At 53.3% G+C, this 24,366-nt stretch carries 22 protein-coding genes; 9 read left to right on the forward strand and 13 right to left on the reverse strand.

Translation table 11 applies throughout. The annotated features are described in order from the left end of the window. Positions 1-13: 13 nt before the first annotated feature. Together ygdR and OGY15_RS03725 are read left to right on the forward strand one after the other, a co-directional pair. The gene (gene ygdR, locus OGY15_RS03720; RefSeq protein ID WP_000758660.1) at positions 14-232 is read left to right on the forward strand and encodes a lipoprotein YgdR; all 219 of its coding nucleotides are present in this window, start codon (positions 14-16) and stop codon (positions 230-232) included. Between the two features lie 106 nt (positions 233-338). Beyond that, complete coding sequence (locus OGY15_RS03725; protein ID WP_151224285.1) at positions 339-1,379, forward strand: NADP(H)-dependent aldo-keto reductase; 1,041 nt, start codon at positions 339-341, stop codon at positions 1,377-1,379. A gap of 87 nt (positions 1,380-1,466) precedes the next feature. On the opposite strand, the gene lplT is transcribed toward OGY15_RS03725, so the two are convergent. Next, a complete protein-coding gene (lplT, locus tag OGY15_RS03730) occupies positions 1,467-2,660 on the reverse strand; it encodes a lysophospholipid transporter LplT (RefSeq protein WP_151218290.1) in 1,194 nt (397 codons plus the stop codon). Further along, entirely contained in the window at positions 2,653-4,812 is a 2,160-nt protein-coding gene (gene aas / locus OGY15_RS03735) for a bifunctional acyl-ACP--phospholipid O-acyltransferase/long-chain-fatty-acid--ACP ligase (protein ID WP_286538349.1), read from the reverse strand. Before aas ends, lplT begins: the two co-directional genes overlap by 8 nt. 598 nt (positions 4,813-5,410) lie before the next feature. On the opposite strand from aas, the gene galR reads away from it, so the two are divergent. Then, on the forward strand, positions 5,411-6,439 hold the full coding sequence (galR, locus tag OGY15_RS03740) for an HTH-type transcriptional regulator GalR (protein ID WP_187253150.1): 1,029 nt from the start codon (positions 5,411-5,413) through the stop codon (positions 6,437-6,439). A gap of 13 nt (positions 6,440-6,452) precedes the next feature. After that, on the forward strand, positions 6,453-7,463 hold the full coding sequence (locus OGY15_RS03745) for a LacI family DNA-binding transcriptional regulator (RefSeq protein ID WP_151218291.1): 1,011 nt from the start codon (positions 6,453-6,455) through the stop codon (positions 7,461-7,463). 40 nt (positions 7,464-7,503) lie between these two features. Here OGY15_RS03745 and lysA read toward each other — a convergent pair whose 3' ends face one another. Further along, a complete protein-coding gene (gene lysA / locus OGY15_RS03750) occupies positions 7,504-8,760 on the reverse strand; it encodes a diaminopimelate decarboxylase (RefSeq protein WP_286538358.1) in 1,257 nt (418 codons plus the stop codon). A 118-nt stretch (positions 8,761-8,878) separates the two neighbouring features. Between lysA and OGY15_RS03755 the strand changes: the two genes are divergently transcribed. Beyond that, entirely contained in the window at positions 8,879-9,814 is a 936-nt protein-coding gene (locus tag OGY15_RS03755; RefSeq protein ID WP_151218293.1) for a LysR family transcriptional regulator, read from the forward strand. Here OGY15_RS03755 and OGY15_RS03760 read toward each other — a convergent pair. Further along, a complete protein-coding gene (locus tag OGY15_RS03760; RefSeq protein ID WP_286538361.1) occupies positions 9,786-10,493 on the reverse strand; it encodes an aspartate/glutamate racemase in 708 nt (235 codons plus the stop codon). The two genes, OGY15_RS03755 and OGY15_RS03760, sit on opposite strands and share 29 nt — an antisense overlap. Positions 10,494-10,634: 141 nt before the next feature. Between OGY15_RS03760 and OGY15_RS03765 the strand changes: the two genes are divergently transcribed. Further along, positions 10,635-10,961: a cupin domain-containing protein gene (locus OGY15_RS03765; protein WP_278238351.1), complete on the forward strand. Its 327-nt coding sequence runs from the start codon at positions 10,635-10,637 to the stop codon at positions 10,959-10,961. A 79-nt stretch (positions 10,962-11,040) separates the two neighbouring features. On the opposite strand, the gene araE is transcribed toward OGY15_RS03765, so the two are convergent. The 5 genes from araE to OGY15_RS03790 form a co-directional block, all read right to left on the reverse strand. Then, the gene (araE, locus tag OGY15_RS03770) at positions 11,041-12,459 is read right to left on the reverse strand and encodes an arabinose-proton symporter AraE (RefSeq protein WP_151218398.1); all 1,419 of its coding nucleotides are present in this window, start codon (positions 12,457-12,459) and stop codon (positions 11,041-11,043) included. Between the two features lie 315 nt (positions 12,460-12,774). After that, the gene (kduD, locus tag OGY15_RS03775) at positions 12,775-13,536 is read right to left on the reverse strand and encodes a 2-dehydro-3-deoxy-D-gluconate 5-dehydrogenase KduD (protein ID WP_003033923.1); all 762 of its coding nucleotides are present in this window, start codon (positions 13,534-13,536) and stop codon (positions 12,775-12,777) included. A 58-nt stretch (positions 13,537-13,594) separates the two neighbouring features. Next, positions 13,595-14,431: a 5-dehydro-4-deoxy-D-glucuronate isomerase gene (gene kduI, locus OGY15_RS03780; RefSeq protein WP_151218295.1), complete on the reverse strand. Its 837-nt coding sequence runs from the start codon at positions 14,429-14,431 to the stop codon at positions 13,595-13,597. Positions 14,432-14,899: 468 nt separating this feature from the next. Beyond that, positions 14,900-16,078 (reverse strand): acetyl-CoA C-acetyltransferase, encoded by a 1,179-nt coding sequence (locus OGY15_RS03785; protein WP_151224288.1) that lies wholly within the window; start codon positions 16,076-16,078, stop codon positions 14,900-14,902. A gap of 102 nt (positions 16,079-16,180) precedes the next feature. Further along, a complete protein-coding gene (locus OGY15_RS03790) occupies positions 16,181-17,065 on the reverse strand; it encodes a LysR family transcriptional regulator (RefSeq protein ID WP_210905335.1) in 885 nt (294 codons plus the stop codon). Between the two features lie 101 nt (positions 17,066-17,166). Here OGY15_RS03790 and OGY15_RS03795 point away from each other — a divergent pair, with 101 nt between their 5' ends. Both OGY15_RS03795 and OGY15_RS03800 read left to right on the forward strand, forming a co-directional pair. Then, positions 17,167-17,622, forward strand: a complete 456-nt coding sequence (locus tag OGY15_RS03795; protein WP_040232158.1) for a multidrug/biocide efflux PACE transporter — start codon at positions 17,167-17,169, stop codon at positions 17,620-17,622. Positions 17,623-17,764: 142 nt separating this feature from the next. Further along, complete coding sequence (locus tag OGY15_RS03800) at positions 17,765-18,994, forward strand: amino acid permease (protein ID WP_187253155.1); 1,230 nt, start codon at positions 17,765-17,767, stop codon at positions 18,992-18,994. A gap of 54 nt (positions 18,995-19,048) precedes the next feature. Here OGY15_RS03800 and rcnR read toward each other — a convergent pair whose 3' ends face one another. Next, positions 19,049-19,321, reverse strand: coding sequence for a Ni(II)/Co(II)-binding transcriptional repressor RcnR (gene rcnR, locus OGY15_RS03805; protein WP_003825567.1), 273 nt, complete (start codon positions 19,319-19,321; stop codon positions 19,049-19,051). A gap of 120 nt (positions 19,322-19,441) precedes the next feature. Here rcnR and OGY15_RS03810 point away from each other — a divergent pair, with 120 nt between their 5' ends. Continuing rightward, positions 19,442-20,329, forward strand: a complete 888-nt coding sequence (locus tag OGY15_RS03810) for a nickel/cobalt efflux protein RcnA (RefSeq protein ID WP_151218298.1) — start codon at positions 19,442-19,444, stop codon at positions 20,327-20,329. A gap of 44 nt (positions 20,330-20,373) precedes the next feature. Here the strand turns inward: OGY15_RS03810 and OGY15_RS03815 are convergent, their stop codons facing one another. From OGY15_RS03815 to OGY15_RS03825, 3 genes are read right to left on the reverse strand one after another with little or no spacing between them, the layout of a single operon-like run. Further along, entirely contained in the window at positions 20,374-21,756 is a 1,383-nt protein-coding gene (locus OGY15_RS03815; protein WP_151218299.1) for an amidohydrolase family protein, read from the reverse strand. A gap of 12 nt (positions 21,757-21,768) precedes the next feature. After that, positions 21,769-22,719 carry a carbamate kinase family protein gene (locus tag OGY15_RS03820; RefSeq protein WP_151218300.1) on the reverse strand — a complete coding sequence of 317 codons (951 nt, stop codon included), beginning with the start codon at positions 22,717-22,719 and terminating at the stop codon, positions 21,769-21,771. A gap of 26 nt (positions 22,720-22,745) precedes the next feature. Further along, on the reverse strand, positions 22,746-24,296 hold the full coding sequence (locus OGY15_RS03825) for a permease family protein (RefSeq protein WP_286538377.1): 1,551 nt from the start codon (positions 24,294-24,296) through the stop codon (positions 22,746-22,748). Between the last annotated feature and the right edge of the window lie 70 nt (positions 24,297-24,366).

The following is a 24,366-nucleotide window of genomic DNA, read 5'->3' on the forward strand; positions in this document are numbered from 1 at the left end:
TGAGGATAAGCAGATGAAAAAATGGGCAGTTTTGATTTCCGCCGTAGGACTGGCTTTTGCCGTTTCCGGATGCAGCAGCGATTATGTAATGGCGACAAAAGATGGTCGAATGATCCTGACCGATGGAAAACCAGAAATTGACGATGATACCGGTCTGGTGAGCTATCACGACCAGCAGGGCAATGCGATGCAGATTAACCGCGATGATGTGTCTCAAATCATTGAACGCTGATGGTTGAGGTCAGCAGCGCGCTGGCCTTAACAATTTTACTTCCCTTTTTCTCTTCCCTCAGCCATTTTTATAATCCTTATGTCGTGATTATAAAAAGGAAACGGCTATGCAATATCACCGTATACCCCACAGCTCGCTGGAAGTCAGTACACTGGGGCTGGGCACAATGACGTTTGGTGAACAAAACAGCGAAGCCGACGCCCATGCACAGCTCGATTATGCCGTCGCTCAAGGCATAAATTTGATCGACGTTGCCGAGATGTATCCGGTTCCGCCGCGTCCTGAAACCCAGGGTCTTACTGAAACATACGTAGGTAACTGGCTTGCCAAACATGGCAGCCGTGAAAAGCTGATTGTGGCTTCTAAGGTCAGTGGACCATCACGTAACAACGACAGCGGCATTCGCCCGAATCAGGCGCTGGATCGTAAAAATATCCGTGAAGCGCTGCACGACAGCCTGAAAAGGCTGCAAACCGATTATCTGGATCTGTATCAGGTTCACTGGCCACAGCGCCCGACCAACTGCTTTGGTAAGTTAGGCTACAGTTGGACGGACTCCGCCCCGGTCGTTTCCCTGCTGGACACGCTGGATGCATTGTCAGAGTTTCAGCGTGCCGGGAAAATTCGCTACATCGGCGTGTCCAATGAAACCGCGTTTGGCGTAATGCGCTATCTGCACCTGGCGGACAAACACGATCTGCCGCGTATCGTCACCATCCAGAACCCCTACAGCCTGCTGAACCGCAGCTTTGAGGTTGGACTGGCGGAAGTGAGCCAGTATGAAGGCGTTGAACTGCTGGCATACTCTTGTCTGGGCTTCGGTACGTTAACCGGTAAATACCTGAACGGCGCGAAACCTGCCGGCGCACGCAATACGTTGTTTAGCCGCTTCACACGCTACAGCGGCGAGCAAACGCAAAAAGCCGTCGCTGCCTACGTCGATATCGCGAAACGCCATAATCTGGATCCTGCGCAAATGGCGCTGGCATTCGTGCGGCGTCAGCCGTTTGTCGCCAGCACCCTGCTGGGCGCCACGACGATGGAGCAGCTAAAAACCAACGTTGAAAGTCTACATCTGGAGTTGAGCGAAGAGGTATTGGCAGAGATTGAAGCGGTGCATCAGGTGTATACCTATCCTGCACCGTGATGATGTGTACCTGATGGCGCTGCGCTTATCCGGCCTCCATATCGTTCTTGCTGTAGGCCGATAAGACAACGCCGCCATCCGGCAATGTTACCGGCGGCGCTGCCAAATCCACAGCGCCGCAATCGCCAGCGCAAACAGCGCGCCAAACCCAATCCCAATCGCGACCGCCGGGATCCCCACCAGAACCGCCAGTGAGTAAATACCCAGCATCAGCAGCATCGCGCTGTTTTCGCCCAAGTTTTGCACCGCAATCGCATTGCCCGCACCGACGCTTTTCTTACCCCGCTCCTGCAGTAACGCATTCAGCGGCACCACAAAGAACCCACCACACACGCCGATAAGCAGCAGCAACGCGTAGGCCGGAAGCAGCGAATGTTGAAGAGAAAAAATCAGCACCACGACGCCGATCAGTATCCCCGCAGGCATACAGCGCGACACAGTTTCCAGCGTCACCAGTTTCGCAGCCGCCCCTGCGCCGACAACAATCCCGATCGCTACCATGGCATTGAGATAGGTAGGCGTGGCGTTATCGGTGATGCCGAGCGCCACCGGAACCCACAGCACCAGCAGAAAACGCAGCGTGACGCCCGCGCCCCAGAAAAGGCTGGTTCCGACCAATGAGAAACGCGTTTCACCATTGCGCCACAGTGAGGTTGCGGCACAGAAAAAACTGCGCGTCATTTTGCCCAGATGCCAGGACTGGCCTGGGCGAGCCGCGGCGAGCTTCGGAATATACACGTTAGCGACCACCGCGCCTGCATAGGCCAGTGCACAAGCAGAAAGCGCAGCAATCACGTGCCAGTCGGCCAGAACGCCGCCAGCGACGGACCCGAGCAAAATCGCAGCAATGGTGGAAGCTTCCATCAGGCCGTTGGCTTTCACCAGTTTGTCGCCGGTGGTCAGTTCACCGAGAATGCCATACTTGGCCGGTGAATACGCCGCCGCGCCAATCCCCACCAGCGTGTACCCGAGGAACGGATTAATGCCAAAGCAAATACTCGCCGCTCCCAGCAGCTTCAGGCCGTTCGCGAACATCATCACCCTGCCTTTGGCAAAGCTATCCGCCACCTGTCCAACAAAGGGCGCAAACAGAATGTAAGCGCCCACAAACACCATCTGGAGGATTGGCTGACTCCAGTCCGGATAAAATTGCTCCTTCAGCAGCGCCAGTGTAGCAAACAGCAACGCGTTATCGCCAAACGCCGACAGAAACTGCGCGGCGATCACGGACATCATCCCTTTGGACCAGATTGACGTGTTAGTGTGCACTGACTCACTCATGTTGTTTTTCCGCCTCGTCGACCCAGCTTTTCAGCGTAACAAAATCCGGCTTACCGCTGCCAAGTAATGGAAGTTGCTTCAGGTGGCGTATATCACGCGGTACGGCGAGTTCAGGTACGCCGTGCGCCCGCGCATACTGCTGTAGTTTTTCACGCGTGAGTTCGCTGTCGGTAGTGAACAGCACCAGGGCCTCACCTTTGCTGACATCGCTCTTGATCGCCGTGGCATGCATTTTGTCTGCAGACACCGCCAATGCCAGTTGCTCAACCATTTCCAGTGAGACCATCTCTCCGGCAATTTTCGCAAAACGTTTGGCGCGCCCCTGGATCTGGACAAAGCCGTTTTCATCAAAGCGCACAATGTCTCCGGTGTCGTACCAGCCGTGCTCAATCTCACCCTGCGCATTTTCTGCCGTCGGCACTTCCAGCACGCCCGGTTTTTCAACGCGCAGATAGCCGCTCATGATATTAGGACCTTTCAGTTGTAAACGCCCACCATCCTCAATGCCCGGCACGGCCAACAGTCGGGCATCCATACCAGGCAGGATACGCCCTACCGTGCCGGATTTTGCCGCCATCGGTACGTTGATCGACACCACCGGCGCACATTCCGTCACGCCATAGCCTTCAAGAACGCGCAGGCCAAATTTCTCCTGCCACAGCTGCTTTGTGCTGTCCTGCAGTTTTTCCGCTCCCGCTACCACATAGCGCAGGCGGTGGAAGTCATACGGATGCGCGAAACGCGCGTAGTTGCCGAGGAACGTTGACGTACCAAACAACACGGTGCAGTTCCGGTCATAGACCAGCTCCGGCACAATGCGGTAATGCAGCGGGCTGGGATAAAGAAACACTTCTGCGCCGGTCAGTAATGGCGTGAATAATCCCACCGTCAGGCCAAAAGAGTGGAACAGCGGCAGCGCCGACATAAAGCGGTCATCGGCGGTGAAATCGGCTATCGTTTTAATCTGCTCAACGTTCGCCAGAATGCTCTTGTGGCTGTGGACCACACCTTTCGGATGGCCTTCCGAACCAGACGTAAAGAGGATCACCGCAGCCTCTTCCGGCTGCTGCTTTACCTGTGCCAGATGCGGAGCCAGCAGATGTGAGAAGATCCACAGCTTATCGCTAAAGGTCACATCAGCTTTTAAGTCTTCCAGATAAACCCAGCGCACCTGGGTAAGCTGTTCAGGCAAGTGCCAGAGTTTGCCTTTATCGAGAAATTGTCGGGAAGTGAAGATCGTTTTGATTTCGGACGCAGTAATGGCGCTGGTCAATCCCTTCACGCCCGCGGTGTAGTTCATCATGGCCGGAATGCGTCGACGCGCAATCGCGCCAAAAATAACCGCTGCGCTGATCCCCGCATTTGGCAGCATCAGGCCGATTTTTTCGCCTTCGGCGCTATATTTCTCCAGAATACGGGCCACAAAGAGTGTCTTCGTCAGCAATTTGCGGTAGCTGTCCGGCGTAAAGTTAACATCTTCAATGCAGTTTTTGCCTGCGCCAAAACGGTATTTTGCCGCCAGTAGCGACTCGTACAGCGTTTCACGCGGGCGTACCGCCATGCGGGCTTCCATCATAATTTGATGCAGCATTTCACCGGCGATTTTACGGCGATCGCGAGCACGCGGCGCTTCCGGCATCGGCATTTGGGTCGGCGGCAAGATATGCAGTTGAATACGCGGGAAAAATCGCTGTTTAACCAGACCTTTCAGGCGGCTAAAGCGGGTAAGCTCTGCGCCCTCGATGCGTACAGGAACGACCATCGCTCCCGACTTAGCGGCAACAAACCCGGCACCATCATATATTTTCATCAACGAACCGGTGGTAGAAATACGCCCTTCCGGGAAAATAACCACCGGACGACCCTGTTCGACCAGGCGAACCAGATGCTTAATCGACATCGGTTTGGTTGGGTCTAACGGCACGAAATCAATCAGCGGGGTTAGCCAGCGCATATACCATTGCTGGCTGATCGAGGTGTAAACAGCAAAGACGGGACGAATCGGTAAAAAGAGTGCCAGCAGGATGCCGTCTATAAATGAGACATGGTTGGGAGTGATTAGAACGCGTTCTCCCTGTAGCGCGCTGACATCGCCCGTGACGCGAACGCGGAAAAGCACGCGAAACAGATTACGAAAAAGGCCAAATAGCATCTCAACTCCCTGTGCCATTAATTATATAACCATCAATGGTGGGAGAGTATACGAGTTGGAGAAGGGGCGCGACAGATTACTGGTAAATACAATCCGAAAAAAAACCTGCGCATCCGCGCAGGTCGGTGCAAGAGACAGGTACGAAGTGCGTACCGAATAATCTCACCAATCAATACCTCTGGGATCTTGATTGTGGTCGTCAGCAGCCAGATACGCCAGCGCGAAAACGCAAAGGAATGAACCCAAATGCAACGAGTTGTGTAAATTATCGGTTACTGTTACAGACAGGCTGAAAATAAAAAAAAACCTGCGCATCTGCGCAGGCTGGTGTAATTCTAGTGATCAACCCGAAAGTTGATTTCACCTATCAATACCTCTGGGATCCCAACTCTAGCAATCCGCTCCGTTCTCCCACCAGCTAACAATCGCAACAGCGCATCGCAAAGTGTAAGCAAAAATTAGCATTTCCTGTTTTTCTGTCTTGCCTCGCTCGCGCGCGCTCACATTTGCGACGTCCTGACGGGCAATCTGCTTGAACAGTCAGCCATTTTCCGTAACACTGACGGAATGTAAGCGTTTACCCACAACAGGTACTATCATGGCGACCATAAAGGATGTAGCCCGACTGGCTGGTGTATCAGTCGCCACCGTTTCTCGCGTGATCAATGACTCCCCTAAAGCCAGCGAAGCATCGCGTCTGGCCGTAACGAGTGCAATGGAATCACTCAGCTACCACCCCAATGCCAACGCGCGGGCGCTGGCACAACAATCAACAGAAACCATCGGCCTGGTGGTCGGTGATGTGTCCGATCCATTCTTTGGGGCAATGGTTAAAGCTGTCGAGCAGGTGGCCTATAACACCGGAAATTTTTTGCTGATTGGCAACGGCTACCATAACGAACAGAAGGAACGTCAAGCGATTGAACAGCTCATTCGCCACCGCTGTGCAGCACTTGTTGTCCATGCCAAAATTATCCCGGATGCTGAACTGGCTTCATTAATGAAGCAAATCCCCGGTATGGTTTTGATTAACCGAATTCTTCCGGGATTCGAACAACGCTGCGTTGCCCTCGATGACCGATTCGGCGCGTGGCTCGCTACCCGACACCTTATTCAGCAAGGCCATACGCGCATCGGTTATCTGTGTTCCAATCACACGATTTCAGATGCAGAAGATCGTCTGCAAGGCTATTACGACGCGCTGGCGGAGAGCAATATACCGGTAAGCGATCGGCTGGTGACATTCGGCGAACCGGATGAAAGCGGCGGTGAACAGGCAATGACCGAGTTGCTTGGCCGTGGCAAAAACTTCACTGCGGTAGCCTGCTACAACGACTCAATGGCGGCTGGCGCCATGGGCGTATTGAATGACAATGGCATTGATGTGCCGGGAGAAATATCGCTGATTGGCTTTGATGACGTGCTAATTTCCCGCTATGTTCGCCCACGTCTGACCACAGTACGCTATCCCATCGTGACGATGGCAACCCAGGCCGCCGAACTGGCACTCGCGCTGGCGGAGAAGCGTCCCGAGCCTGAAATTACCCACATCTTTAACCCAACTCTGGTGCGTCGCCATTCCGTTTCGACGCTGACAGAGCCAGGGAATTCAACGTCAAACGATTAACCAGGATTGCGTCATGACTACGATGTTGGACGTTTCACGACACGCAGGCGTCTCAAAAGCGACCGTTTCGCGCGTGCTGAATGGCACGGGTCAGGTAAAAGAGAGCACGCGCCAGAAAGTGTTTAAGGCCATGCAGGCACTCGATTATCGGCCCAACTTTTTAGCGCGCTCTTTGGCGAATCGCACCAGCAACAGCATTGGTCTGGTGGTTTCCACATTTGATGGCTTCTACTTTGGTCGCCTGCTGCAACAGGCTTCGCGCCAGACGGAGTCTCACGGCAAGCAGTTGATCGTCACCGACGGCCACGACACGCCGGAGCGGGAGCTGGAAGCCGTACAAATGCTGGCTGACAGGCAGTGCGACGCCATTATTCTCTATACCCGCTATATGAGTGAAAAGGCGATTTTGTCGCTGATGAACAGCATTGATATGCCCTTGCTGGTCATTAACCGGGATGTCAGTCAGGCCCGGGATCGCGCGATTTTCTTCGAACAAGAAGACGCCGCGTATCAGGCGGTTAATTATCTGATCTCGCAGGGACATCGCGATATTGCCTGCATCACCGTGCCAGGGCATACCCCTACCGGCAAATCACGTCTGATGGGGTATCGTAAAGCGCTGGAAAAAAACGGTATTCCCTGGGATCCGAGCAAGATCAAATACGGCGATTCCACGATGACACGAGGCTACGAAGCGTGTCTTGAACTGCTGGAGGAAGGGGTAAAATTCAGCGCCCTGTTCGCCTGTAACGATGACATGGCATTAGGTGCATCAAAAGCGTTACATCAGGCCGGACTGAGGATCCCAATGGACGTCTCACTGTTTGGTTTTGATGACGCACCCAGCGCCAAATGGCTGGAGCCGGGGCTGTCTACCGTTTATCTGCCGATTGATACCATGATAACTACGGCCATCGACCAGGCTATCCGGCTGGCCAACGGCGAAAGCGTGGAGCCGATCCCACCGTTTACCGGCAAACTGGTGTTGCGTGATTCAGTAACGCCCGGACCGTACTTTAAGTAATTAAATGCCGAATGGCAGGCAAGCGCCATCCGGCATTCAATCAAATAAGTTCCAGCGCTAACAGCTCATCAATAGTCTGACGACGGCGAATGAGTCGCGCCACGCCGTTATCGAACAGAACCTCCGGCAGCAGCGGGCGACTGTTGTAGTTTGACGACATTGAAGCTCCATACGCCCCGGTATCATGCAGCACAAGATAATCACCCGGCACCACCGCAGGCAGCAGACGAGTCTCCACATTTCCGCCTTCCTGCTGGGTAAACACGTCACCGGATTCACACAGCGGCCCGGCCACCACCGTCTCAATTTGCGCCGCATGATCCAGAGAACGTCCATCCCCCGGCAGCGCGGAGATATGGTGATAGCTACCGTACATGGCCGGGCGCATAAGATCGTTGAAACCCGCGTCGATCAACACAAAGTGACGACTGCCCATCTCTTTTACGCTACGCACCTGCGCCACCAACACGCCTGCTTCCGCCACCAGGAAGCGCCCGGGTTCGATCTCCAGTTTGACGGCGTGTCCCAGATGTTTAGCGATTTGATCTCGTGCGGCGCTCCACAAACCAAAGTAGTGATCGGTGTCGATCGCCTCTTCACCTTCGCGATACGGAATTGATAAACCGCCCCCCGCGGAGATCGCCTCCAGATCCTGACCAAATTCAACCACCTGGCGCACCATCGCGCCGCATACCTGCTCCAGATGCGCGTAGTCTACGCCGGAGCCGATATGCATATGAATCCCCACCAGCTTCAGCTTATAGCGCTGAATCACTTCCAGCGCCGCAGGGAGTGAGCTATACCAGATGCCGTGCTTGCTGTTTTCGCCGCCGGTATTGGTTTTTTGACTGTGCCCATGCCCAAAGCCTGGGTTTACGCGCAGCCACACGCGATGACCCGGCGAGACCTGGCCCAGTTGCTCCAGCATGTCTACCGACCCGGCATTTACCGGAATACTCAATTCATGTACCCGCGCAAGCGTCGCTTTATCAATCATATCGGCGGTAAAGACTATCTCATCTTTCCCCGGCACAAAGCCTGCCGCCAGCGCACGTTCAATCTCGCCAAGCGAGACGGAATCAACCTTCACGCCCTGCTCACGCATCAGGCGCAGAATATGAATGTTCGAACATGCCTTCTGGGCAAAACGCACCACGTCAAACTGTTTGAGTTTGGCAATCTGCGCCCGAATGATTTGCGCATCGTAAACCCATACCGGGCAGCCAAATTCTGCGGGCAGGCGTAACAGATTGTCGGCGGTCAGGTCGGTGTCTGTGCTGTTGAGTGGGCGTGGCATGCTGTGCTCCGATAGTGGCTTTTTTATGATTACGCCACAGCCCGAAAAGAATAAAAAATATCGTTTTATCGTGAGTCTATGCAAAAATGATATGGATTAGATCATTCGAGGATTAGCTATGCCCGCCGTTAACCTGCGTCACATCGAAATTTTCCACGCCATCATGACCGCAGGCAATCTGACGGAAGCCGCACGCATGCTCCACACCTCACAACCCACCGTCAGTCGGGAACTGGCAAGATTCGAAAAAGTGCTGGGGTTAACGCTGTTTGAGCGTAGCCGCGGGCGACTGCACCCAACGGTACAGGGGCTACGTCTGTTTGAAGAGGTGCAACGTTCATGGTATGGCCTGGACAGAATTGTGAGCGCCGCTGAGAGCCTGCGTGAGTTTCGCCAGGGAGAATTATCGATTGTTTGTCTGCCGGTATTCTCACAGTCCTTTTTACCGCCGCTGCTGCAGCCATTTCTCGCGCGCTATCCGCAGGTCAATATTCAGATAGTGCCGCAGGAATCGCCGCTGCTGGAAGAGTGGCTGTCGGCACAGCGCCACGATCTGGGGTTAACGGAAACGTTGCAAACGCCTGCCGGAACAAAACGCACCGAGCTGCTGGCGCTGGATGAAGTATGTGTACTGCCACAGGGGCATCCGTTGACCAAGAAAGCGGTATTAACGCCGCAGGATTTTCAGGGAGAGAACTACATCAGCTTGTCGCGGACCGACAGTTACCGCCAGCTACTGGATACCCTTTTCAACGAGCATCAGGTGAAGCGCCGTATGGTGATAGAAACCCACAGCGCCGCTTCGATTTGCGCGATGGTGCGGGCGGGTGTGGGGATCTCAGTGGTCAACCCACTCACCGCACTGGATTACGCCAGCAGCGGAGTCGTTATCCGCCGCTTCAGTATTTCAGTACCCTTTACGGTCAGTCTGATTCACCCACTTCATCGCCCCGCCTCAGCGCTGGTTGATGCTTTTACAGCACATCTGCAAGCCCATCTCCCTAGGCTTATCGATCCGCTGGAGGCTATTTTGCATCCACAGACGAAAGCATAAACGCCACCGCATCTTGCGCATGGATTGCCGCCGTGTCGAAAACCGGGAGTGGGCTTAGCTCGGCTGGAACTAACAGACCAATCTCGGTACAGCCAAAGATCACCCCTTGCGCGCCCTGTTTCGCCAACTGATCAATGACGCTCAGGTAATAGTCGCGGGAGGTTTCATTGAACTCACCGAGACACAATTCGTCGAAAATAATCTGGTTTATTCTCTGACGGTCATCAGCTTCAGGAGTAAGCGTGCTGATGCCAAATTCAGCCTGTAAGCGCCCGCGATAAAAATCCTGCTCCATGGTGTAACGCGTGCCCAGTAGCGCCACGTTGCGCATCTGCTGCTTTTGTATCGCCCGGCCCGTCGCATCGGCAATATGCAAGAACGGCACATCACAGGCAGTTTCAATCGCCTCAGCAACTTTGTGCATGGTGTTGGTACACAGCACGATCCCTTCCGCTCCGGCTTGCTGAAGTCCGATGGCGGCCTGCGCGAGGATCTCCCCAGCCCGCTGCCAGTCACCGCTTGACTGACAGGCTTCAATCTCCTGAAAATCCACGCTGTGCAACAGAATCTGCGCAGAGTGCAGACCACCCAAACGCTGTTTAATCCCTTCATTAATGAGTCGATAATAAGGAATGGTGGATTCCCAGCTCATACCACCTAACAGACCGATCGTTTTCATTATTTCCCCTTATTCGTTGTTGTTTTTTCAGTGGACCAAAGATGCGATCAACTTTCCACAACTATTAGTCAATATTTTCTTTTGATTTATTATGATATAAATTTAATGAAACGTTGTTTTATTATTTAACGGAGAGGCCGGATGTTTATTTTTCATAAAGAGACCACGCTTGAAGATCTGGGCAATGGCGTTACCCGGCGCATTCTTGCTCACGACGGTAACATGATGGCGGTTGAGGTAAACTTTGAGCAAGGTGCAATCGGCCCGATGCACAATCACCCGCACGAGCAGCTGACTTACGTGTTGTCCGGTGAGTTTGAATTTACCATCGATGACGAAAAACATATCGTTAGAGCAGGCGACACCCTGTATAAACAGCCCAATGTTATGCATGGCTGCGTCTGCTTAACACCGGGAACGCTGCTGGATACCTTTACCCCCATTCGCGAAGATTTTCTGCACGGGTAAAGTGCTAAATAAAAAAGCCGGGTATCGCTTACGCTTACCCGGCCTCCATGAGACGTCATCCGACATTCCGTCTCAACATTTACACCCCAATATCTCTTAACTTCTCGCCCGCCATTAACTTGCGTTCGATATGTTCCAGCGTGACGTTTTTGGTTTCAGGAATGAGCCAAAATGTAATCCCGATAAACGCGACGTTTAGCGCGGTGTAAAGCCAGAACGTACCGGCAGCGCCAATGCTGTCGAGCAGCGTCAGGAACGTTGCGCCAATGATCATGTTCGACACCCAGTTAGTGGTGGTGGAACAGGTAATACCGAAATCGCGGCATTTCAGCGGCTGAATTTCCGAACACAGGATCCACACGACCGGCGCGGCGCTCATTGCGTAACCTGCAATACACATCATCGTCATGCCAACCGAGAGCCAGGACAGCCCACTGGAAGCCGTGCCGTTATCAAATTGCATCAGGCAATAACCAAGCACCAGCGTCCCGATAGCCATTACGCTGAAACCAATTTTTAGCGCCGGTTTACGCCCTGCTTTGTCTACCGTAAAGACAGCGATAAAAGTAGCAAACATAAACGTTAAACCGACCACCAGTGTGGCAATCATCTGCTGCTCAGTGGTGGTAAACCCCGCCATTTTAAAAATGCGTGGCGCGTAGTACATGATAATGTTCATCCCAGTGAACTGCTGCATCGCCTGCAACAACATGCCGAGGAAAACCGCGCGACGCACGTTACGGTTAATTTTAAACAGCGCCCAACCGCCCTGCTTAAGCTTCAGGCTTTCACGAATTTCGTTCAGCTCATCGCGGGCTTTTTCTGACGTATCACGCAGCATACGCAATACTTCTTCGGCTTCGATATGGCGGCCTTTCTCCGCCAGCCAGCGCGGGCTGTTTGGCAGGAAAACAACCAGGATAATCAGTAACACCGCCGGAAGTGCCAGCACGCCCAGCATAGCGCGCCAGTTACCGCTGTAGCTGAACGCCGTATCAGATAAAAAGGCCAGCACGATCCCCAGCGTCACCATCAGTTGATACATGCTGATCATCTTGCCGCGCACGTTCTCACTGGCCATTTCGGAGAGATAGAGCGGCGCGGTGTAAGAGGCGATCCCCACCGCAACACCCAGCACCACGCGGGCAAAAATGAGCATTTCTACGCTGGACGCAAACGCCGAACCCAGAGATCCAACGACGAAAAGGATCGCGCCCGCCATCAGACTGTATTTGCGCCCCAGACGGAATGACAGCCAGCCGTTAAACAGCGCACCAATTGCCGCGCCCAGCATCATGCTGCTTACCACCCACTCCTGCAGACGGCTGGTCAGGACAAAGTGATCGGTGATAAAAGGCAATGCGCCGGCTATCACGCCAATATCCAGGCCGAATAACAACCCTGCGACGGCCGCAGAGATCGAAACAAACATATTCATACGTCGCGTATCGCGCGCAGTGCGCGGCGCTAAAGCAGCATCATTATTAATTGAGACCATTTTTTCCTGCCAGATACAGAGTAACCATGGCATTGAAAGTAAGGGATCCCTTACAGGAAGCGTCAGGCGGGAAACGGCAAAAACATGGATAAAATTGCTGCACCACATCGTTATGTGATGGATATTCCAATTTTAAAATTTATCGATAATCACTCAATTAAATTTAATTGATTGATATTAATGTATATTAAAAATAAAGGAACCATATACAGGGAAAGTAATATGGAATAATTTATAACCACAATATGGATTTTAATGATCCTAATATAAAAAAACCCTGCCAGATGGCAGGGTTTGTCGGTACAGGAAAGCTGATTAACGCGCCAGCCAGCCGCCGTCTACCGCTACGGTATAACCGTTGATGTAGTCAGAGGCGCTGGATGCCAGGAACACGACAGGCCCCATCAGGTCGCTCGGCAGCCCCCAACGACCCGCCGGGATACGATCGAGGATTTCTGCGCTACGCTGTTCATCAGCACGCAGCTGTTGAGTGTTGTTCGTCGCCATGTAACCCGGCGCAATTGCGTTAACGTTGATGTTATGTTTTGCCCACTCGTTCGCCATCAGACGGGTGACACCCATAACGCCGCTTTTAGACGCGGTGTAAGACGGTACACGGATGCCCCCCTGGAAGGAAAGCATAGAGGCGATGTTGATAATTTTGCCGCCATTACCCTGCGCGATAAAGTGCTTCGCCGCGGCCTGAGACATAAAGAACACGCTCTTAATGTTCAGGTTCATCACGTCATCCCAGTCTTTTTCGCTGAAGTCGATCGCATCGTCACGACGGATAAGCCCCGCGTTGTTGACCAGAATATCGATATGACCAAATTCCGCCACCGCGCGCTCCAGCAGCGCCGGAATGCCATCAATTTGACGCAGGTCAGCGGTCAGACTTAAAAAACGACGGCCCAGTGCGGTCACACGTTCGATGGTTTCCGTCGGTTCAACAATGTTGATACCCACGATATCGCAGCCCGCTTCAGCCAGGCCAAGCGCCATACCCTGACCCAGACCGGTGTCACAACCAGTCACAACAGCGACTTTACCTTCAAGAGAGAATGCATTCAAAATCATTGTAAATCCTTAATTTTTTATAATGCCCGCCACAGGCAGGCAAGGCTGTCGCCCGCTACTAGCGCAGATCTTTGACTGCAACATGGTCCATATCATCAAAGACCTGGTTTTCGCCGACCATGCCCCAAATGAACGTATACGCTTTTGTGCCAACACCGGAGTGAATTGACCAGCTCGGAGAAATCACCGCCTGCTCGTTATGCATCACAATATGACGCGTTTCCTGAGGCTGTCCCATCATGTGGAAGACGCAGGTATCTTCTTCCATATTGAAATAGAAATAGACTTCCATACGACGTTCATGGGTATGACACGGCATGGTGTTCCACAGGTTACCCGGCGCCAGTTCGGTCAGGCCCATGCTCAACTGGCAGGTTTCCAGCACATCTGGCACAAAGTATTTATTGATAGTACGACGGTTACTGGTGAGGTTATCGCCCAGCGTCACTGGCGCAACGTCTGCTGGCGTGACTTTTTTGGTTGGATAAGTCGTGTGGGCCGGCGCGCAGTTGTAATAAAACTTTGCCGGCTTCGCCGCATCGATGCTTGCAAAAACCACTTCTTTTGCCCCTTTCCCGACGTACAGCGCGTCACGATGGCCAATTTCATAGCACTGACCGTCAACGGTAATCGTGCCCGGGCCACCAATGTTGATCACACCCAGCTCACGACGCTCAAGGAAGTAAGTTACGCCCAGCTGTTTGCCAACTTCACCACCCACTGAGACGGTTTTGGCCACAGGCATAATGCCGCCAACAATGATGCGGTCAATGTGGCTGTAGACCATGGTGTATTCATCTGCGACAAACACTTTTTCGACCAAAAACTCATTACGCAGCCCCTGAGTGTCCAGGGTTTTCGCATGCGCACTATGGATGCTTTGTCTTACGTCCACATTTACCTCCAGTGATAAATTGACCGTGAATGCTTAAACGAATAACAAAACGCTGTTCCGTTTTATCTTATGCATTCATGATATCCCTCCCGGAATGGGTTTTCAATGATAAATAAAACGTTGTTTCACTTTTTCTGCGTCTTATTGTCAAAAGTGTAAGTGCGATCACGCCAGCGCGAATAAATAGCGAAGCCGTTTTAAATAAAATGATAAATAACAATAAGATAAGTTGAGTCATTCATTAAGAGTGGGGATAAAAATGGAAAATTCAGCCGAAATCATCGGTCGAAAAGACAACTTTTCTAACAAAGTGCGCAGTTAATCACATGAAATGAAACAACGTTTTGATAAGTTGAATGTGTTTAGAGTGTATGTTTCTGTAACTGGCCTTGCCCTCCTGCTGGAGGGCTTTTTTACAGGTGCAGCGAAACACTTAGAAAGGCGTTTAAGACGGTAAATCTAAGATCGTTAATCTCGTTCGATAGCAAGTGCCACACCCTGGCCGCCGCCGATACACAGCGTTGCCAGGCCTTTGTGCGCCCGACGTTTCACCATTTCATGAACCAGTGACACCAGAATCCGGCAGCCTGATGCGCCAATCGGGTGACCGAGCGCAATAGCTCCGCCGTTCACATTCACTCGCCGTTCATCCCACTCCAGCATTTTTCCAACGGATAACGCCTGCGCGGCGAAGGCTTCGTTAGCTTCAATAAGGTCAACATCAGCCAGTTGCCAGCCAACGCGCTCAAGGCAGCGCCGCGTCGCGTAGACCGGAGCAATCCCCATGAGCGCAGGATCGACCCCGACACTGGCAAAGGCGCGAATGCGCGCCAGTATGGGTAAATTCAGCTCCTGCGCCTTGGCTTCGCTCATCATCATCACCGCGGCAGCGCCATCATTGATAGATGACGCGTTACCCGCTGTGACCGAACCGAGTCTGTCGAAGGTAGGATCCAGGCGCGCCAGCCCTTCAGCGCTTGCATCGGTGCGCGGTTGTTCATCGGTATCCACTACCAACGATTGCCCGTTACGCTGCGTCACCACTGGCACGATTTCATCTTTGAAGCGTCCGGCGTCAATTGCCATCCGCGCCTTGTGTTGCGAATGCAGCGCGTAGGCATCCTGTAGTTCACGGCTGATGCCATATTCCCGCGCCAGATTTTCTGCGGTAACGCCCATATGGTAATCGTTGAAGGCATCCCACAGCCCGTCATGCACCAGACTGTCGACGAGTTGACTGTTACCCAGTTGCGCCCCGGTGCGACTATCAGTCAGGACATGCGGCGCGCGGCTCATATTCTCTTGCCCGCCCGCAATCACAATGTCGGCCTCGCCGCACTGGATAGCCTGAGTCGCCAGATGCAGCGCTTTCAGACCCGAACCGCAGACATCGTTTATGGTGATAGCTGAAACGGTATTGGGCAACCCACCATTGATGGCTGACTGACGCGCCGGGTTCTGCCCGGCGCCTGCGGTAAGCACCTGACCGAGGATCACTTCATCCACAGCGTGAACGTCCACGCCCGTGCGTTCCAGTAACGCCCTGACCACCATGCTGCCTAATTCAACGGCAGAGTGGCGCGCCAGCGTCCCCTGGAAGCAGCCAATCGGTGTCCTTAACGCCCCGACTATCACAACCTCTTTCATCACCACCTCAGCGCAAAATAACCTCGCAATAGTAGATGATTGTTAAAAATAGTTATCAAGGTTGTTTAAAAACGGTGATTTTTATCACAAAGGAAATTCGTATCATTTATTAGTCATCTGAACGCCACTCTGCTGTAAATGGTCGCGCAACCAACTTCCCGCCACGCCAGGCGGGGATTTCTTATTCCACAACAGATCGATAGAGATAGCCTTTGGCCAGCCGGGCAGCGTCAATTGAACCAACGGTTTTTCTGCCGCAAATTCTTCTACCAGTGCGCAAGGCAGCGCGCACCAGCCGAATCCCTGAACCGCCATACTCAGCAGCAACAAATAGTTGGGAGCAGACCATACGGGGCCGCGCGCCACGTTGGTACCGCTTTCCAGATAGGTATTCAGACGCAGCTCGCGCCAGGTGTGGAGCTGTTCCCACTGCAGTTTTTCCTGGCCCGCCAGCGGATGCGAAGCCGCAACATATAACCCCATCCATGATTGCATCGGCAGACGAGTGACCCCCATGTCGGTCGGGTAATCCTCCCGCGCTTCGATCAACCCCACCTGAGCACGTCCTTTTTGCAGCAGATCGATCACGTCTTCATCTTCGCCAATCAGACATTCAAACTCGGTATGAGGAAACTTGCGGTCAAACTGCACCATCAGTTCTTCCAGCACATCCGGGTGCAGCGTGTCTGACAACACGAAGGTCAGGCGCGCTTCCGTTTCACCCGACAATGAGATCGCCGCCTCATCAAGGCGCTCACTGGCCGTCAAAATTGCCTGCACATAGCCCAGCACCCGCTTACCTTCTTCGGTCAGCTTTGGCTGCCGGGATGAACGGTCAAACAGCGCAAAACCAAGGTCGGCTTCCAGATGCGCAACGGCTGTACTGATGGTGGACTGGCTTTTGCGTAGCCGACGGGCCGCAGCAGAAAATGAGCCGCAGGAAACGGTCTCTACAAATGCCGTTAACGCTTCAGGAGAGTAACGCATGAACTATCTACTTTATCGATGGATACTATCTTTTAGATATCACATAAAACGATAAAATTGCCACCATTCCGTTATCCAGGCATCAAAGAAGGTTTTAGGTTATGCAACACGATACAGTCCAACGTCGCTCGTTAATGGAGCGCATTTTTCATGCCGTCTGCTTTGAAGGCATTGCCACCGCGATCCTCGCACCAACCACCGCATGGTTGATGCAGCGCTCGGTGCTGGAAATGGGCGGACTGACCATTATTCTCGCTACCACGGCGATGATCTGGAATATCATTTATAACGCTCTGTTTGACCGCTTATGGCCGTCACATCTGGTGAAACGTACGGCGAAAGTACGGGCATTCCACGCCTTAGGTTTTGAGAGTGGTTTTATTGTGATCGGGGTGAGCATCGTGGCGTATGTGCTGAACGTCAGCCTGCTTCAGGCATTCACGCTGGAAATTGGTTTCTTCCTGTTCTTCCTGCCATACACCATGTTTTATAACTGGGCATATGACACGTTACGCGAGCGCGTTATGAAGCGCCGCCAGCAGCGCGTTACTGCCTGATAACTCAAACAATAGTCGGAATCTTCTTGGTTCCGGCTTTTCATCCAATCCCCCTCCAGCTTGTTCACACCTCCCCCAGCCCCTGCCATTTGTGGTAAATTGCGCTTCTTTTTGTTTATTTTATAGTTGATACGTTCAAATAATGTCGAAATTTTGGTCAAAAGAAGAGACTCTTTGGAGCTTCGCACTATATGGGACTGCCGTTGGCGCAGGAACCCTCTTCCTTCCCATACAGCTGGGTTCTGCAGGCGCGGTGGTGTTGTTTATCACCGCACTCGTCGCCTGGCCTTTAACCTACTGGCCGCATAAGGCGCTGTGCCAGTTTATCCTGTCGTCAAAAACCTCTGCAGGTGAAGGGATCACCGGCGCAGTCACCCATTACTACGGTAAGAAGATCGGCAGTCTGATCACCACCCTCTATTTTATTGCCTTCTTTGTGGTGGTACTGATCTACGCCGTGGCGATAACCAATTCACTCACCGAACAGCTGGCAAAACATTTCGAGATAGATCTTCGCGTGCGTATGCTGGTCAGTTTGGGCGTGGTACTGGTGCTGAATTTAATTTTTCTGATGGGTCGACAAGCTACCATCCGGGTGATGGGCTTTTTGGTGTTTCCGCTCATCGCATACTTTTTATTCCTTTCGCTCTACCTGACCGGAAGCTGGCAGCCAACGCTACTCACCGGCCAGATGTCTTTCGATCAGCACACGCTTCATCAGGTTTGGATATCTATTCCCGTGATGGTTTTCGCTTTTAGCCATACGCCAATTATCTCTACGTTCGCCATCGACCGTCGTGAGAAATACGGCGAGCAGGCCATGGGTAAATGCAAAAAAATCATGAAGGTAGCCTACGTCATCATCTGCCTGAGCGTACTGTTTTTCGTTTTCAGCTGTTTGCTTTCGATTCCGACAAACTATATCGAGGATGCAAAAAATGAAGGCGTGACCATTCTGTCAGCGCTTTCGATGATGCCAAACGCGCCGGCCTGGCTGTCGATTTCCGGGATCGTTGTCGCCGTTGTAGCGATGTCAAAATCGTTCCTCGGCACCTACTTTGGCGTGATTGAAGGGGCAACAGAAGTGGTAAAAACGTCGTTGCATCAGGTGGGAGTGAAGAAAAGCCGGGCTTTTAACCGCGCCCTGTCCATTATGTTGGTTTCGGCCATTACGTTTATCATCTGCTGCATTAACCCTAATGCTATTTCAATGATTTACGCGATAAGTGGACCGCTGATCGCCATGATTCTGTTTATCATGCCGACATTATCTACCTATCTAATCCCGGCGCTGAAACCGTACCGTTCAGTGGGTAACCTGGTCACGTTGATTGTCGGTCTGCTGTGTGTATCTGTGATGTTTTTTGGCTAGAACGTGTTGTTTAACGGTTCATTCCTCGGTAAGTGGATGAGCCGTTAAACTGATTTATTTGATGTACGAATCCAGTACCTTCAGAACTACATCTAAATCTTCTTCACGCTTAATTTCATCGCCCTGATGAACAATGTGCTCGGTCAGATGCCCCTTAATCACTTCGCGCATTAATCCGTTTACCGCCCCGCGAATTGCCGCTATCTGCTGCAATACTGCCGCGCATTCATGCGGTTCATCCAACATGGTTTTCAATGCCGCCACCTGCCCCTGAATCTTACTGGTTCGGGCTTTCAGCTTTTGTTTGTCGCGGATCGTATGTGACATAGCAATACCTTTTTAACGTCTGACTACAGCGACAATATCATTGTCGTTATACTGGAGGGTAGTATTTGATACTGGGGGGGAGTAGAATCAGGCGAAATTAAACAACTAAGAATCATTCTCATGAGTGAATTTTCTACGCTTCTTCAGCAAGGCAACGCCTGGTTTTTCATTCCCAGTGCGATCTTATTGGGTGTGTTACACGGCCTTGAACCGGGGCATTCCAAAACGATGATGGCGGCCTTTATTATCGCCATTAAGGGAACCATCAAACAGGCGGTGATGCTGGGACTGGCGGCAACGCTGTCGCATACCGCTGTGGTATGGTTGATTGCACTCGGCGGGATGTATATCAGCAAAGCGTTTACTGCCCAGACCGTCGAGCCCTGGCTGCAGTTTATCTCGGCAATTATTATTCTTGGTACCGCGTTCTGGATGTTCTGGCGAACCTGGCAGGGAGAGCAGAACTGGCTGGCCCAGACGCATCACGACCACGATCACGGGCATCACCACCACCATGATCATGACGACCATCACCACCATCATGACCACGATGACGATCATCACCATCATCATGACCACGATCATAACCATGCCGCGTTAGCAGGGCTGAGCGAGGGTTCGAAAGCGTATCAGGACGCCCACGAACGGGCGCATGCCACCGATATTCAGCGCCGCTTTGCGGGCAAAGAGGTCACCAACGGCCAAATATTACTGTTCGGTCTGACCGGTGGGCTGATCCCGTGCCCTGCTGCCATTACGGTGCTGCTGATATGCATCCAGCTCAAAGCCTTCACGCTGGGTGCCACCATGGTGCTGTGCTTCAGCCTCGGGCTGGCGATAACGCTGGTAACGGTGGGTGTGGCCGCGGCAATCAGCGTGCAACAGGCGGCCAAACGCTGGAACGGGTTTAACACACTGGCGCGTAAAGCGCCCTATTTTTCCAGCGCACTCATCGCGATGGTCGGCGTATATATGGGGGTTCACGGCTATCTGGGGATCGTCGGTTAACGGTAAGAGCGCGCAGCAGCGATTGCCGCTGCGCGGAAACCAAACTAGCTTGCGACATTCCCCCACACCAGTTGCCCTTTATGGAAGGTCGCGGTACGTGGAGAGATTCGCGCGACCGCTTCCGCTGAGCAGGAGGCATCCACCAGCACAAAGCTGGCTTCATCCTGCGCTTTCGGCCAGACGCGCTCACCTTTATCGTTAAGCGGCAGCACATCGCCGGTTGCAAGGAACAGCGCCCGCGACAGATTGAGTTCGTTCGGGCGAATATAGAGCTGCGCGTACAGATTCGCCTTTTCCAGCATATCCCCCAGGCCGTACGGCGACCAGTGGTCAATCACGCTGTCGGTCCCGGTAATCACTTCCACGCCTTTGTCGCGCAGCTGTTTTAGCGGCATGTGCATCGTGCCAATCGGCACCGTCGAAGCAATGGTAATCTGCTGCGCCGCCATGCGGGTTGCGAGTTCATCCACCTGCTGTTCGTTCAGCGTAGACAGCGCAAACGCATGGCTGATGGTCAGCTTGCCTTTCAGTTGCGGGGTTTTCTCAACCGTTTCCACCATGTAATTCACCGCCGCTACGCCTGCCGGACTGGTTTCATGCAGATGGATATCCACGCCTTTGTTGTAATCGAGCGCTATCTGGAACATGGTATCGAGTGATTTTTCCATCGCCCCATCCACGCTGGTTGGGTCCAGACCACCGACATAATGCGCCCCCGCCTGCATCGCTTCGCGCATCAGTGGTTCAGATTTTGATAACAGCAGGCCATGTTGTGGAAACGCCACGATTTCGCAGGCAAAACCCGACTGGCGACGCGCCAGCACCGCCTGCAGGTTTTCCAGGTTTTTCAGCCCGGAAACCGGTTCGATATTGCAATGGCTGCGGGCGATCGAGGTGCCTTTGGATTGCAGCAGATCGATGAGCTTTTCCGCGCGCTCCTGAGTATAAGGCTGGAGTTCAGGCAGCAGCTTTTGTTCCAGACGAATCATATCCTGAATGGTGGTGCCCGCTGGGCGGTTCAGTGAACGCCAGGGACCGCCGTAAAAGGTTTTATCCAGATGGATGTGCATGTCGCGCATGGCGGGCAACATCAGCTTTCCACCCGCATCGTAGTGCGGCAGCGTCGTATCCGGATGCTGCTTATTCTCGCGCAGCGCAACAATTTTCCCGTCCTGGACTTCAACAGTTTGCAGCGCGGTACGGGTATGCACCACCACCGAGTTTTCGTAATCAAACCCCACTTCCAGCAGGACGTTATCCAGGTAATAGTGCTTATCATTAATCGTCATTGTGCTCTTCGCCCCGCAGGTGTTCCCGACAGGATTAGCAGCATACGCGACCGGGGCCACTGCGCCAAACAGCGCGGCAGCGGTCACCATTTTTCCGCTCTGACTTAAAAATTCACGACGGCTGTTACTTTCCTTCATTCGCATCTCCTCTCAGGAATGGACAATATGGGTGCCCGTTTCACCGCGCAGTGCGGCGGGCAGGCATTCCGGCGTGGTGATGATTACCCGCTTACCGCCACGCGCCAGGAACGTCAGGCTGGCAACGATCTTGGGTAACATGCTGCCCGGCGGGAAATGCCCCTCCTGCATATAACGCGTCATCGTGGCGACATCCACCGTATCCAGCGCCTGCTGATTGGGTTTGCCAAAATGAATACAGACCTGCTCGACGCCGGTGGTGATCACCAGAATGTCGGCGCGAATCTCCTGCGCCAGCAGCGCCGTGGAGAGATCTTTATCAATCACTGCGTCCACGCTCTGGTAATCCCCCTGATCGCTACGAACCACCGGGATCCCGCCACCGCCCGCGCCAATCACCACAAAGCCTTGCTGTGTCAGCGTTTTGATCGCCTCTGCTTCAACAATACGTTTTGGTTCAGGGGAGGCCACAACCCGGCGGTAGCCGCGCCCCGAATCCTCCACAAAATGCCAGCCCGGGTTGACTCGCAGCAGCTCGTCACGCTGCGCTTCATTGAAGAACGCCCCGATAGGCTTGGTCGGGTTAGCAAAGCCCGGATCGTTTTTGTCGACCTCCACCTGCGTGACCACCGTGACCGCCTTTTGCTCGCCGCGTCGTGCCAGACGGTTGTTCAGCGCCTGTTGGATCAAATAGCCGATGCCGCCCTGCGTATCGGCAACGCAGTTTGCCAGTGGGGTAAGCGGCAGTCCTTCACGTTCGTGCGCGATTTCCGCACGCCGGAGATCCAGCCCTACCTGCGGCCCGTTACCGTGTGTCAGCACAATGTTGTAGTCCGATGCCAGCATCTCCAGCACCGTATCCGCCACTGCCTTCACCGCCTCAGCCTGGTGCTCAATCGACTGGCTGGCGTTATCTTTGATAATGCTGTTGCCGCCAATGGCAACGACCACAAGTTCTTTCATAGTGTTATCTTCCGCTTACAGGCGATTCAGGTCGTTTTTGACGGTTCCTGCTCAGGCGCAGTCACCGCTTCACGGCTATCAAGAACATGCTTGAGGACAAACATGCCGCTCATCATCAGGTAGGCCACAACAAACATCATCGAGCTGCCTTCAGCAAAGCCAACCGCCGGGGAGTGGATCACGCCAAACAGCGATAACAGCGCCCCAAAGGCTGCGGCAATCGACCCGCGTAACGGCTTATTCATAATGGCGAAGATAGCGACGCAGCCCCACAGCATACTGGCCAGCGGCGCGCCGCTACCCAGATGCACCAGTCCGTCGTAATAGACACCTTTGCTGTGCAGCAGATCACTCCCCAGTTTCCCCGCAGATGTTCCGGCAGCGCCCATCACGCTGTTGACGATGGTTAGCGCCCAGTTAGCGATCCACGGGAACAGGCAGATGAAGATCACGGGAACCTCGACTTTGGGCGTTTCTCGCACCACCTGATTGGCGGTCACTACGCCGATAAACACCAGAATCGGCACGATCGCAGTCATCGGAATAATGGCGAGCATAAACGCGCCCAGGCCAAACAGCGGCACCAGGAACATGGTGATACCAGATGCCAAGGTATAGCCGATGCTGGCGCCCATCGCTTTCCAGCCCGCATGCCCAACATACACGGTCACCGGGAACGGGTTGCCCAGCATGCAGCCAAGCATGGAGGCGAAACCGTTCGCCATCATCACCTTGCGGGTGTTGTACTCATCACCTGCCGCATGTGCGCTTTCAATGTTCTCGAGGTCAAAAATGTAGTTCGCCAGACCCAAAGGGACCGCAGAGGCCAGATACGGCAGCGCGTGCGGCAAACCTTGCAGGAAGCTGTCGACATGAATTTCCGGCGGATTGAAGCCAAAGGAAGACATCGAGGATTTAATCGCTTCCGGGCTTTGCAAACCGGAGATCCACGCCAGGGCCGTACCGGCAATTAGCAGCAGTAAGCCGGTAGGAATGCGGGCAAAAATCGGCTTCTTACCGAACCAGTTAATGAAGATCAGTAACAAGACGATGAAAGAGACGGTCGGCGCTTCAAATGCCTGCAGCATCGGGTTCATCGCCAGTAGCAGCAATCCCAGGCCGGACAGACAAGAAAGCAGTACCGTACGTGGGATCATCTTGCGGATGGTCTCGCCCAGGAAGGAGCCGCCCACCAGGATCAACGCTTCGACAAAACACCACACCAGCGCGATTTGGATCGCGAAGTTGGCATCTTTGGTTTGCTGATAAACCGGCATCAGTACCAGGAAGGTGACGGTAAAGATTGACGGTGCGCTCGGTCCGGACGGCAGTGCCGTCACGTCATTACGCCCTGTGTGCTTTGCCATCTGCAGGCCAAACCAGGCATAGCAGACACTGGCCACCAGCACCGCCAGACCAAAGGCAGGCGCAATGCGCCCATACACAATTTCGGTAGGGATCCCGACGACAAAAATGAGCAGCCCCATCATTGTCAGCAGGTTAGTCAGGTTGTTGGTCATCAGCCCGAAGTAAGCCGCCCAGTCACCACGTTTCCATTCTAGTTTTATGCTGTTCATGGAATATCCTTCACAGGTTAAGCATCGTTTGCGATCTCAGGGATCGCCCAGCCCTGCAGGTAAGCAACGT

This window comes from Citrobacter sp. Cu231 (assembly GCF_030332265.1).
Lineage (GTDB): Bacteria > Pseudomonadota > Gammaproteobacteria > Enterobacterales > Enterobacteriaceae > Citrobacter > Citrobacter meridianamericanus.